10 protein-coding genes and 1 tRNA gene are annotated in these 10777 nt (G+C 66.0%); 7 read left to right on the top strand and 4 right to left on the bottom strand.

Going from position 1 to position 10777, the window contains the following annotated elements; all coding sequences use genetic code 11:
- Nucleotides 1-351 (bottom strand): LLM class flavin-dependent oxidoreductase (locus tag MMF94_RS17715; protein WP_241037955.1); only part of this gene is annotated, 351 nt, incomplete at its 3' end.
- Between the two features lie 733 nt (nucleotides 352-1084).
- Entirely contained in the window at nucleotides 1085-1684 is a 600-nt protein-coding gene (locus tag MMF94_RS17710) for a hypothetical protein (RefSeq protein ID WP_241037954.1), read from the bottom strand.
- Between the two features lie 1245 nt (nucleotides 1685-2929).
- Here MMF94_RS17710 and MMF94_RS17705 point away from each other — a divergent pair.
- From MMF94_RS17705 to MMF94_RS17690, 4 genes are all read left to right on the top strand, one after another.
- Nucleotides 2930-3610: a TetR/AcrR family transcriptional regulator gene (locus tag MMF94_RS17705; RefSeq protein WP_241037953.1), complete on the top strand. Its 681-nt coding sequence runs from the start codon at nucleotides 2930-2932 to the stop codon at nucleotides 3608-3610.
- 292 nt (nucleotides 3611-3902) lie between these two features.
- Nucleotides 3903-4577: a DMT family transporter gene (locus MMF94_RS17700; RefSeq protein ID WP_241037952.1), complete on the top strand. Its 675-nt coding sequence runs from the start codon at nucleotides 3903-3905 to the stop codon at nucleotides 4575-4577.
- A 472-nt stretch (nucleotides 4578-5049) separates the two neighbouring features.
- Nucleotides 5050-5769: a DUF305 domain-containing protein gene (locus MMF94_RS17695; RefSeq protein WP_241037950.1), complete on the top strand. Its 720-nt coding sequence runs from the start codon at nucleotides 5050-5052 to the stop codon at nucleotides 5767-5769.
- A gap of 857 nt (nucleotides 5770-6626) precedes the next feature.
- A complete protein-coding gene (locus MMF94_RS17690) occupies nucleotides 6627-6788 on the top strand; it encodes a hypothetical protein (protein WP_241037948.1) in 162 nt (53 codons plus the stop codon).
- 13 nt (nucleotides 6789-6801) lie between these two features.
- Here MMF94_RS17690 and MMF94_RS17685 read toward each other — a convergent pair.
- Together MMF94_RS17685 and MMF94_RS17680 are read right to left on the bottom strand one after the other, a co-directional pair.
- A tRNA-Asn gene (locus MMF94_RS17685) sits at nucleotides 6802-6874 on the bottom strand.
- 93 nt (nucleotides 6875-6967) lie between these two features.
- Complete coding sequence (locus MMF94_RS17680) at nucleotides 6968-7183, bottom strand: hypothetical protein (RefSeq protein WP_241037946.1); 216 nt, start codon at nucleotides 7181-7183, stop codon at nucleotides 6968-6970.
- Nucleotides 7184-7493: 310 nt separating this feature from the next.
- On the opposite strand from MMF94_RS17680, the gene MMF94_RS17675 reads away from it, so the two are divergent.
- The 3 genes from MMF94_RS17675 (at nucleotide 7494) to MMF94_RS17665 (ending at nucleotide 10776) form a co-directional block, all read left to right on the top strand.
- Nucleotides 7494-8834, top strand: a complete 1341-nt coding sequence (locus MMF94_RS17675) for an ABC transporter substrate-binding protein (RefSeq protein WP_241037944.1) — start codon at nucleotides 7494-7496, stop codon at nucleotides 8832-8834.
- A 12-nt stretch (nucleotides 8835-8846) separates the two neighbouring features.
- Nucleotides 8847-9770 carry a carbohydrate ABC transporter permease gene (locus MMF94_RS17670; RefSeq protein ID WP_241037942.1) on the top strand — a complete coding sequence of 308 codons (924 nt, stop codon included), beginning with the start codon at nucleotides 8847-8849 and terminating at the stop codon, nucleotides 9768-9770.
- 172 nt (nucleotides 9771-9942) lie between these two features.
- A complete protein-coding gene (locus tag MMF94_RS17665) occupies nucleotides 9943-10776 on the top strand; it encodes a carbohydrate ABC transporter permease (protein ID WP_241037940.1) in 834 nt (277 codons plus the stop codon).
- The last annotated feature ends 1 nt before the right edge of the window (nucleotide 10777 follow it).

Raw genomic sequence — 10777 nt, 5'->3', positions numbered from 1 at the left:
CGAGCCCGGGCCCACGCCGAGCATCAGGCGCCCGCGCAGCAGGTGGTCGACGAGGATCGCGCGGTCTGCCACCCACAACGGATTGTGATACGGCAGCGAGACGACACCGGTGCCGAGCCTGATGGAGCGCGTCACCGCGCCGACGTGCGCGATGAAGGTGAGCGGGTCAGCGATGATCTCGGTGCCGGCGCTGTGGTGCTCCCCGATCCAGGCCTCGTCGTAGCCCAGCCGGTCCATCAGCTGAATCGTCTCGATGTTGCGCTGCAGCGAAGTGGTCGGATTCTGGGTGGACGGCGAGTTGAACGGCGGCACGAAGATGCCGAAACGCAGCTTGTTGACGGGGTTGGGCACGATAGTTCTCCTTGATCATTGGCGAGCGCGGTCGTCGGGGAAAGCACGCGAGCGTGGCCGACCCGTCGATTCGATAGCGCCGCAGGTCGGAGTCGCCAGCCCGTGGAACGGTCCGGGTGAGCGTGGACCATCGACCGGGCCACCGCAGTGCTGTGCGGGGTGCATCCGATCCGCTGGTTGGCGAGAGCCTGAGGAATCTCTCGCCGTGTACGACCGGTCGGTGCACTTGGAGCTGATCGTCCGTCGGATGGTCGTGTCCCGCAGGGCGTTGGCGAGCATCTCGGCGCGTGCGGTGACCTCCTAGGCGGCCACGTTGCCGGCGAAATCGGCATCTCCCGCGAAGAATCTGAGCAATCTCTCGGGTGTCTCCGTCATCACACCCTCTCTATCGGTGTTCAATCCGCGATCAGGAACCGGTTGCCCCCGTGGCCATTGAGGCGGTGATCAAACCGAGCGGCGCGGAGACGGTGGTCCGGCATTTCGTGCCCCACCTCGACGTCGGCGATCGCCCGTTCCCAGTTCATCACAAGCTAGCGCTCGCGGACCGCGCGAATGCGTCGTGCATGTTGTGCGCCACCATCAGCTTGGTCGCGCCCACCGGGACGCGGGCCCCCCGCCGACCGCGGCACCCGCCGCAAGGGCCGCCAACACCGTCGCGTTCAGCCCGGATGACAAATGGTTCGAGCGTGACGTTCTACATCATTTTCCTCTTGGGTCTCGGTTCGCGGTCCGGTCAGTCCACGAGACATCCGTAAATGCGGGAGGGACCACCATCACGCGGAGCCGGTCTCAGATGGGCGACCCGCGCCCAGGTCGCCGATGAGCCGAGCCACCCATACCCGCTCCGCATCCAGTCGCGTGATTCCGTAGTCAATTCCCACACGAAGTACCTCTGGGCCGCCCCGAGCAGACAGCGACGCTCGGCCAGCAGGCGCTCGAGCCCGTCATGGCGGGCCTGCAAGGCGGCCCGCGCCACGGACGGCGGCAAGCAGTCGTAGAACGACAACGCGGCGACGAAGAGGTTGGCATCCGGCTCCGGGTACGCCAACAGCCTCCGAACCCGCCCGATGAGATCGTCACGACCCGCGTTCGTGATGGCAAATATTGTACGTTCCGGGCGGATGCCGGTTCGCTCATAGCCAACCACCTCGATGAGTTCACCACGTGCCAAACGGTCCACAGCGTGATATAGAGCCCGCGGCAACCCGGTGAGGAAGTGCATCTCTCGGTCGATCACCGTGCGGTATATCTCGAAGGTGTACTGCGGCCCCGAAAGGAGCAGCCCGAGCACGCTGAGTGCGGGGAGATCCCGGTCCGAGCGGCGGAGAATCATATCCGCCCTTCCTGTTGGACTGCCCTGCGGAGATCAGGGACAAGGGGCGACCATCTCCTGTGCAAGCCGCGCCGAGCCAAGACCAGTAACGCAGGGATGCGGCTGGGCCGATCCTGGGCGCCTGACCTCGGCGAGTGTTCTGGGCGGGGTCGATGCTCGTACGAGAAGACCTCCGCACGCGTGCCCGGACAGCGCTCGACGCGCATCGTGGATGGTATAGCCGAAGACCCGTGCACTCTCCATAGATCAAGCACACCGTCTGCGGCGGGGTGTCGCCAAACTCAGCTCTGCTCGAGAAGAGCCCGCACATCACGGACATCCGTGGTCGACACCCGGCAGTGGGTCGTCGAGCAGGCCACTGCCATGCTGCGTTGGTTTCTGCGCCTACTCACGCACTGGCAGACCCACGAAGCGTTCCTCACTCTCGTCCGCACGCTCATCGGCCGGCGCCGACACCGCCGCTCAGAGAGTTACGATCTGAGGTCCATCCGAGTTGCCGCATGGTGATCACATCGTTCCAAATCTTGGTCACGTGGCGGATCTTGTCGCCGTCGAAGTCCTTCCTCCGGAACCGAGGCGAGAGTACTGGCCGAGGCACTGATCACCTGCTCACCCGCCACTGAAGCCCCCTCATCTACACGCTAGAACGTTCGCTCTAGTAGAGAAGCTACATTTGCAAGCTCCACCTCGGCAACGTCAGTTCGCATGACCTCCAGCTCCATAGTGTGCGCTTCCACGTACTCGTGCGCTTCATCGCAAAACGCGGCAGATCGTGCATCTGGTCGTACATTGCGATGGACGGGTCCTCTACATCAAGAAACCGGGGTTGGCCGCTGATCGCAGCCCGACCACATCGGCGTACGACTTTCCTCGCACGTCAGAGCGTTAGGCAGACCCCTGCTGAACCCTGCCGATGCCGGCGTCCTCGAGCGAATTATGGGGAGATAGCTGGAGGGCGGGCAGGAATGCGATCATGCGCCCGGTCCTCCTCGCCACGACCATCCAACTGCCCGGCCGACCGGCGTCGCGGCGGATAGTGCGGCCCGCGGGTTGAACTGCGTTGCCGCGCCCGTGCTGCTCGGCGAGCGGGCGGATGTCGTCGTTTCGGTGGGCTTCCGACCATGGGGGCGCCGGTCGGGTCTCTCGTGCGCTACCTGGAGGCAGTAAACTGATTCGCGCGCCCTCCGGCGCGACGGCGCCCATCGTCGCATTGCAGGGTGAGTGGACGCGGGTAATTTTAGCCCCATGCGAGCACGGGTCGAGGGTCTCCGTTCCAATGGAGCAGAGCCGCATGATTCGAAGCCGGCGACGTCCTCACGCGGCCTGATCCTGGATGCCACCGAGAAGCTGATGGGAGAAAAAGGCTACGCTGCCACGCCGATCTCTGCAATTTGTAAGGAATCCGGGCTTCCGGTCGGGTCCGTCTACCATCATTTCGACAACAAGGCAGGGATCCTCGTGGAGGTCGTCAACCGCGGGACCCGTCGTCACTTCGCCGCGTTGGCCGATGCCGCAAACGACGAATCGGAGCCCGACTTACACATGTGGCGCTATTACGAGGAGACGCCGAAGATGTTGATTGCAAATGTCGATATCATCCTGATCCTGTTTGCGACACTTCAACAGTCGCCTGATTCGAGTGTCGCCGCTCACGCCCACGCCGCTGTCGAACTCGCCGCATCGATGCTTCGTACTGTCATCGAGCCCGTCGCAACGCTGCGCGGGGTGTCGGACCCGGCGGCCACCGCGTTGCGTCTCGCCCACGCCTCGATTACCTACACGTGGGGGGCGGTGCTCACGGCAGGACGCGACCTCGAGCGCCTGACAACACAGATGGCGCCCTTGTACGACCTCGTGCGGGGGGCCATCCAGGTCGAGGCGATCGAGGCAGGGGTGGCTGCGGACAACCCCCAGCTTCGGCGATGATCTGCGCGCGACGCGCAGCGGCGCTGAGCCGGCTGTGACGAAAGGGATGGCCGCTCCGACCCAACAGCCGTGCATTCCGACTGAGCGGCCTGTTCGACGTCTCCTCCTCGCTCGACCCGAGTCCCGCGCCGGTGCCCGCTCCCGACCCGCGCCTGCAGGTCGAGGAGATGGCGCGGCGGCACAACATATCGGCCGGTACACCGCTGCCATCGCCCCGCGGCCCGGACGCTGACACCACCGCGAGCCGGCCACTAACACCGCTGCTCCCACCCGCCCAGGAGCGTTGTTCACCGTGGCCACCACAGCACCACTGACGGCCGGACTCGCCGTCCGCGCCACCCCGTTGCTTTTCGTCTTCATCTGGGCATCCGGATTCATTGTCGCGAAGTACGCGGCCGGGTACGCAGATTCATTGACGTTTCTGCTGCGACGCAGCGCGTTTGTCGTCGTGCTGATGGCGCTGCTCGCCTGGGCCCGCTGGCCGTCGTGGCGGCAGGCTGGTCACCTTGCGGTAACCGGGATCGGGCTCCAGGTCGTATACCCGGGCGGGGTGTGGATGGCGGTGTCGCACGGAATGCCCGCGTCGGTCGTCGCCTTGATCGTCAACCTGCAGCCGGTGCTCACCGCACTCGTCGGTTGGATGGCCGGGGAGTCGATGGGCCTGCGCCGGGGGAACGGGCTGATACTCGGCTTCTTGAGGGTGACGCTTGTCGTCACGGCGAAGCTGACGACCTCCGGCCTCGACCTCCTGACGGTCACGCTCGCCGTCGCGGCTCTGTTCGGGATTACGGCCGGGACGCTCTACCAGAAGCGCTTCTGCCCCGAATTCGACCTGCGCACCGGTCAGGTGATGCAGTTCACGGCAGCGATCGTGGTAATGCTGCCGGTCGCTGCCGCGACCGAGTCGTTCCACGTGGAGTGGACGCCGCAGGTCGTGGGGCGCTGGCCTGGTCGGTGCTGGGGCTGACCGGCGGCATGTCGCCGCTGTTCCTCTGCTGTGACGCGGCGCCGCCTCGCTAGTGACGACGTACTTCTACCTCGTCCCGGGGATCACCGCGCTGATGGCCTACGCATTGTTTGGCGAGTGGCCAGGCTGGATCGCAGTGGCTGGCATGGCGGTGGCGCTGGTCGGGGTGGCGCTGGCCGCGTGGTCGGCTCACCGCAGCGGGCTGAACTGTCCTATTCGATCGGATCTGCCGGGACAGCGCTCAGCAACGGCCGCCGCGGCACCGCCCGATGACCAGCGAACGTGGGGCCCCCCGCGCTGTCGCCTTCCGGTTGACCGGTATCTGGCTTTCCCGCTGACCTCGATGTCGCGTAGCGCTGCCGCGGCCAGACTATCGGTGTTGGTACCCCTAGGGGGTAGGGGTAGTCATGGCCTTACGTGAACGGAGGACACCTTCATGAGTTCATTCGCACTGCGAGCCGCCACGGCGAGCGTGGCGGCCGTCGCCATCGCGGGCATCGCCATCGCGGGCACCACAGGCGCCACAGCCGCTACAGCCGCCGATCCGCCAACCACAGCCGCCGCGGTCGCCGCCGAGATTGCCGCCGATCCGGCAGCCACGGTCGCCGCACAGCAGATCCCGGGCGGCTCGACACCCATTCTGAACACGGCCCAGCAGTACGCAAACAACCTTCGCGGACTTTCCCGTGCTCAGGCGGAGCAGGCTTTCCTGGCCGGCATGATCCGGCACCACGCCGCAGCGATCAGCATGGCCCAGCTGGAGCTCGCCCGGGGGGCGAACCCCGAAGTCAAGGCGTTGGCCCAGCAGATCATCAGTGGCCAGAGCCAGGAGATCACCGAAATGACGAACTGGCTGCGTGACTGGTACGGGCTGACCCCGGCACAGGCCAAGGCACGGGAACCGGCCGACATGCAGAAGCTCGCGACGAGAATGGCCGCGGGGATGACGAACATGACCACCCAGCTGGCCGCGGTCCCGGCCGGTCCCGCATCCGACAAGGCGTTCCTCTCGGAGATGATCCCGCACCACGAGATGGCCATCGTCATCCCCCCTCCGATGACGACCCAGGCCGAGCATCCGGCGCTGCGCGCGCTCGCCGGGCAGATCATCACCGCCCAGTTGGCCCAGGTCAGACAGATGAGCACCTGGCTGCGCGATTCATACGGCGTCACAACCGCAGTTCGGACGTAATCGTCCAGAACCCAGACAGACGGATAGGACAAGCAGCAATCGAGTAGAGGCCAGGGTCACCTGGCCTCTACTCAGCCACCGGACGCGCGGGCCTGCATCCGGCGGTTCGTCAAGCCGTTGTTCTCCGGCGGTCCCGGTCCTACACCCGCCGACGTCGTGATCGGGCGGCTCGCTGGGTACGGGCACGCGACTTCTGGCGAGGCCGGGGTCCGGTGCATCCACCAGTTCGTGCGCGAAGAGACGTCGCCTCCACGCGGGCGTCGCGGTCGGTGCACTCGCGCCAGTCGATGCGCGACCGTCGGTCCAGGTCTGCTGGGTGCTCTGCGGGGTGTGCGGCATGGGTCCTCCCGGGCTCGGATCGCGGTGACGTAGCCCGGCCTCAGCGCGCCCGGGGTGGGGCCCGCAGGGACGGCGGCGGTTCCGGCTCGCACCATGCCAGCGGAATCGCAATGACTTCCTTCCCGACCGGCTCGATGCCGGCGTGCGGTCTCGGCGGCATGGTGTGCGCCGGGTTCGTCGGCGCTCACCCCGCAGCGGTGTGCTGTTCTCCGGGCGGCCCGCGATGGCGAGCAGCAGGCGTGCGCGACCGGCAGGTGAGACCACCTGCTGATCTACTGCGCGTCGTCGTGGCAGCGGCAGGGGGCCGAACACGATTCGTCATCAGGACGGTCACTCGTACCGCGCAGCACCCTGGGTCGTGTGGAAACCACGAATCGAAATGAGCCGCTAAAGGCTGTCGGCTTCGCGGCACCGCGGACGTTGCCCTCTCTCCGCAGAGCTGGACCGTCGCAAACGGTCGGTGAGACCGTGGATGACCTCACCGACCGCGTGATGACGGGCGTTCAGCTAATTACTTGATGACTGACGCTGACCGTCTCCTCGTCGACGTTCACCTCGATGGCCCCGGGGTCCTCGACAACCTCAAGCTCACAGGGCGGCTCGACGCGATGGCGCTGACGGCGTTTCCGCCGGGTAAGCGTCGGGTGACCTTGATCAAGCGCGGTGTGGCAGGCCGCTGACCTCGGGAAGAAGCTCCTCCGACTGGACTCGAACCAGTAACCCTGCGATTAACAGTCGCATGCTCTGCCAATTGAGCTACGGAGGACCGTCTGGCGCGGGGGCGTCCCCCGCGGGCAGGAGAACTTTAGCGCACCGCCCCATCCCTCTTCGCACGCCCCCCACCGGCTGCCCGGTGGCGTCAGTTGACGCCGGAGCTGCTGGTGCTGGTGGTGTCGGCGTGCTTGCCGCCGTTCATCGTCTCCTCGACCCGGGCCCGCACGACGCCTGCCGCGCCTTGCACGGCCGGGTGGTCGGCCACCCGCTGGTAGGTGCGGCGCAGCTGCTCGTAGCGCTCGTGGCCCGCTTTAGCACCCAGCACGTAGCCGATGGCTGCACCCAGCAAGAACTTCAGCATGACGCCTCCCGGCTCGTGGAATCCCTTGCCCGAACATCCTGCCCCAGTGCTCGCGACGGCGTCGGGACGCCCGTCGTCGATACGTGCGTTCAGCGCAACGCGATGGGCTTCATGGTCGACATGGCAGCGGTTCGCCGCGATGTGCGGACTTGTTCGGTCTGGTGACCGTCCGATCAGAAGCGATCATTTCGAGACCTTCAGACCCTTGACGTGTGGCAGCGGCCACACGATTCTACCTGCGGTTCTGTTTGAACTTGTTGTGTTGTGTTCGGACGGCGCCCCAACTGTGCCCTGCGTCAAAGGAGACGACATGTCACGTCCGCAGTCCCAGGCCGAGTACCTCGCAAGGCTCGTCCCGCCATCCGTCGCGGCGCGGGGCATCGGACGCCGCGCTCTGCTGCGGGGGGCGCTCGGGGTCGGCGCCGGTGTCGGCCTGACCGGCCTGCTGGCGGCATGCGGCGGCGGGGGTGACCAGGGCGGCGCGGCGGCAGGCTCGGGCACCGTCTCGTTCGGCTCCAACGAGAGCGGCACCAGGTTCGCCAAGCAGCGCGAGGCCGAGGTCGCGGACTTCCTGAAGGCCACCGGGACGGCGGTCACCATCAACGCGGTCGACCACAGCACGTTCCAGGAGAACATCAACACCTACCTGCAGGGCAACCCCGACGACGTCTTTTCCTGGTTCGCCGGCTACCGCATGCGGTTCTTCGCCGAGCAGGGCCTCATCGGGGACATCAGCGCGGCGTGGCCATTGCCTGGTATCCCCGACACCTTCAAGGCCCAGTCCACCGGCTCCGACGGAGCCCAGTATCTCGTACCGCAGGCCTACTACCCGTGGGCGGTCTTCTACCGAAAGTCGATGTTCGAAGCGGGCGGCTACGAGGTGCCGACGACGTTCGACGCGCTTCGGGCGCTGTGCCAGCAGATGCAGACCGACGGGCTCACTCCGTTCGCCTTCGGCGACAAGGAGGGCTGGCCCGCCATGGGCACGTTCGACATGCTCAACATGCGGATCAACGGCTACGACTTCCACGTCAGCCTGATGGCGGGCACGGAGTCGTGGGACTCCCCGCAGGTCAAGACTGTCTTCGACACCTGGCGCGGTCTCCTTCCCTTCCACCAGCCCGACGGGCTCGGCCGCACTTGGCAGGAGGCCGCGCAAGGCATGCTGCAGAAGAAGTCCGGCCTGTTCATCCTCGGCACGTTCATCAACGAGCAGTTCCCCGACGACGAGGACGACCTCGACTTCTTCACGTTCCCCGAGGTCGACTCACGCATCGGCGCAACGGCCATCGACGCCCCGATCGACGGCTTCTGCATGTCCGCGAGCCCGGACAACGAGGAGGGGTCGATCGCTTTCCTCAAGTACCTCGCGTCCCCGGAGGCGGCGGCCGCGGCGGCTTCCACCGGGCTCCCCTTCATCGCCGCCAACTCCGAGGCCGACACGAGCCAGTACTCGCAGCTGCAGCTCAAGTCGGTCGAGCTCGTCGGACAGGCCGAGAACCTCGCGCAGTTCCTCGACCGCGACACCCGTCCCGACTTCGCCTCCACCGTGATCATTCCGGCGTTCCAGCAGTTCATCGGCAACCCCGACGACATCGACGGACTGCTCAAGAGCATCGAAGCCCAGAAGAAGTCGATCTTCTCGAGCTGACGGGACGCCGACATGACGTCGAAACTGAGGGCAAGGGGCCGGCCCCTCCCCCGCACGCGGCGCCAGCGCAAGCTGGCACCGCGCGACCGGGTCGTGGTCACGCTGATGGTCGTGATCCCCGCCGTGTTGGTGATCGGCCTGGTCTGGCTGCCCGCGCTCGGATCGGTGCTGCTGTCGTTCACGTCGTGGAACGGGATCGGCAGTCTCGACAGGATCAAGTTCGTGGGCGTCGACAACTACGTCGACATCGCGACGATCTACCCGCCGTTCTGGCCGGCAGTGCAGCACAACGTGGTGTGGCTGGTCTTCCTGATCCTCGGCCCGACGCTACTGGGCGTGCTCCTCGCGGTGCTGCTGGACAAGGAGCTACGCGGAACGCGGATCTACCAGACCGCGCTGTACATGCCGGTCGTGCTGTCGCTGGCGCTCGTCGGCTTCATCTGGCAGTTGCTGTACAGCCGCGACCAGGGACTGCTCAACGCGGTGCTCGGCACGCAGATCGACTGGTACGGCGACCCCGACGTCAACCTGTGGGCGGTGCTGTTCGCAACCGGCTGGCGCCACACCGGCTACATCATGCTGTTGTACCTGGCCGGTCTGAAGGGCGTGGACCCCTCGCTGCGGGAGGCGGCGGCGATCGACGGCTCCGGTGAGGTGTCCACGTTCTTCCGGATCATCCTGCCGGTGATGCGGCCCATCAACCTGATCGTCATCGTCGTGGTGGTGATCGAGTCGCTGCGCGCGTTCGACCTGGTCTGGATCGTGAACCAGGGCCGCAACGGCCTGGAGATCATCGCCGCGCTGGTGACGTCGAACGTGGTTGGTGAGGCGAGCCGGATCGGGTTCGGATCCGCGATGGCGACGATCATGCTGCTGATCTCGTCGATCTTCATCACGATCTACCTGCGTGTGGTCATGCGGGAGGACGAGTCATGAGCGAGCTTGCGAGCGAATCATTGACACAGCGCCTGCGCCCTGTGACGTCTTCATTCGGGCCGACCGGGCGTAGCGAGGGTGTGCGATGAGCATGACGACGGTTGCACCGACCGCACCGTCGGCGCCGAGCCCCTCCCGCCGGGCCGGCCCGCCGAGGCGGCGCGGACCGCGGATGCTGTTGCACGCGTTCCTCATCGTCGTGTCCGTGGCGTGGCTGTTCCCGCTCGCCTGGGCGCTGATCAACTCCTTCCGCGACTACGCCTACACCGCGGAGCACGGCTACGTCTCGTTCGGCGGGTTCACGATCGACAACTACGTGAACGCGTGGGAGCGCGGGAACTTCGGGCAGGGCTTCCTCAACTCGGTGATCATCACCGTGCCCGCCGTCGTTCTGGTGTTGTTGCTGGCCTCCAGCACGGCGTTCGTCCTCGCGCGCTTCAACTACGCCTTCAACCTGACGCTGCTCGGCGTGTTCCTGGCCGCGAACCTGCTGCCACCACAGGCGCTGCTGATCCCGATCTTCCGGCTGTACCGGCAGATCCCGCTGCCGGAATGGCTGAGCGACAGCGGCTCGCTGCTCGGCAGCTACTGGGGCCTCATCCTGATCAACGTCGCGTTCCAGCTGGGCTTCTGCACGTTCGTGCTGAGCAACTACATGAAGACGGTGCCCAAGGAGATCTACGAGTCGGCCGAGATCGACGGGGCCAGTGTCTGGCGCCAGTACTGGCAGCTCACCCTGCCACTGTGCCGGCCCGCTCTCGCCGCTCTGGCCGTGCTGCAGACGACATGGATCTACAACGAGTTCTTCTGGGCCACCGTGCTCATCCAGGACTTCAAGAAGCTCCCGATCACCAGCTCGTTGAACAATCTGCGTGGCCAGTTCTTCGTCGACTACAACCTGCTGTCGGCCGGGTCGGTGCTGGTGGCGCTGCCGGTTCTGGTCGTGTTCTTCGCTCTTCAGAAGCAGTTCGTCTCCGGGCTGACGCTCGGCTCCACGAAAGGTTGAC

Origin of the sequence: Pseudonocardia alaniniphila, assembly GCF_022524485.1 — a bacterium.
Lineage (GTDB): Bacteria > Actinomycetota > Actinomycetes > Mycobacteriales > Pseudonocardiaceae > Pseudonocardia > Pseudonocardia alaniniphila.
The sequence above is the reverse complement of the archived record's forward strand: the minus strand, read 5'-3'. Positions and strand labels throughout refer to the sequence as shown.

Excerpts from the sequence above, each read along its gene's own strand:
- MMF94_RS17705 (WP_241037953.1), top strand. The coding sequence starts at position 2,930 with ATGCGAGCACGGGTCGAGGGTCTCCGTTCCAATGGAGCAGAGCCGCAT.
- MMF94_RS17680 (WP_241037946.1), bottom strand. The coding sequence starts at position 7,183 with ATGCTGAAGTTCTTGCTGGGTGCAGCCATCGGCTACGTGCTGGGTGCT.
- MMF94_RS17665 (WP_241037940.1), top strand. The coding sequence starts at position 9,943 with ATGCTGTTGCACGCGTTCCTCATCGTCGTGTCCGTGGCGTGGCTGTTC.
- MMF94_RS17675 (WP_241037944.1), top strand. The coding sequence starts at position 7,494 with ATGTCACGTCCGCAGTCCCAGGCCGAGTACCTCGCAAGGCTCGTCCCG.
- MMF94_RS17690 (WP_241037948.1), top strand. The coding sequence starts at position 6,627 with ATGACTGACGCTGACCGTCTCCTCGTCGACGTTCACCTCGATGGCCCC.
- MMF94_RS17670 (WP_241037942.1), top strand. The coding sequence starts at position 8,847 with ATGACGTCGAAACTGAGGGCAAGGGGCCGGCCCCTCCCCCGCACGCGG.
- MMF94_RS17710 (WP_241037954.1), bottom strand. The coding sequence starts at position 1,684 with ATGATTCTCCGCCGCTCGGACCGGGATCTCCCCGCACTCAGCGTGCTC.